Source organism: Xenorhabdus santafensis, assembly GCF_033949405.1.
Classification (GTDB): Bacteria; Pseudomonadota; Gammaproteobacteria; order Enterobacterales; family Enterobacteriaceae; genus Xenorhabdus; species Xenorhabdus santafensis.
Genome location: NZ_VCDN01000239.1, coordinates 1 through 514, shown reverse-complemented (window position 1 = coordinate 514; position 514 = coordinate 1). Strand labels below are relative to the sequence as shown.

The 514-nt window shown below is 60.7% G+C and carries 1 protein-coding gene; it reads left to right on the top strand.

Going from position 1 to position 514, the window contains the following annotated elements; all coding sequences use genetic code 11:
* Positions 1-514: type VI secretion system tip protein TssI/VgrG (tssI, locus tag FE392_RS20050; protein WP_319931885.1), on the top strand; the 514-nt coding region annotated here is incomplete at both ends.

Below are 514 nucleotides of genomic sequence, written 5' to 3'. Positions count from 1 at the left end.
TCAGCCGCAAGCGCTGGAAACGGCCACTTCTGGCTCCGGTACCACGCTGCACAGCCATTTCAGCTTTATCCGCCAGAACCAGAACTGGCGACCCGCACCATTGCACAAACCCGTGATTGACGGCCCGCAAATTGCCAAGGTGGTCGGCCCGAAGGGAGAGGAAATTTTCTGTGACCAATACGGCCGCGTCCGCCTCCAGTTCCCGTGGGACCGTTACGGCAAAAGTGACGACCACAGCTCCTGCTGGATACGCGTCAGCCAACCGTGGGCGGGACAGGGCTGGGGCATGCTCGCCATTCCGCGTATCGGGCAAGAAGTGGTGGTGGACTTCCTGCACGGCGACCCCGACCAACCGATAGTCATCGGGCGCACCTACCATGCCAGCAACATCCCACCGGGCTCCCTGCCGGGCAGCAAAACCCAAATGGCGTTCCGCTCCAAGACCCACAAGGGACAGGGCTACAACGAGTTGCTGTTTGAGGATGCCAAGGGAAGTGAGCAGTTATCCCTGCAT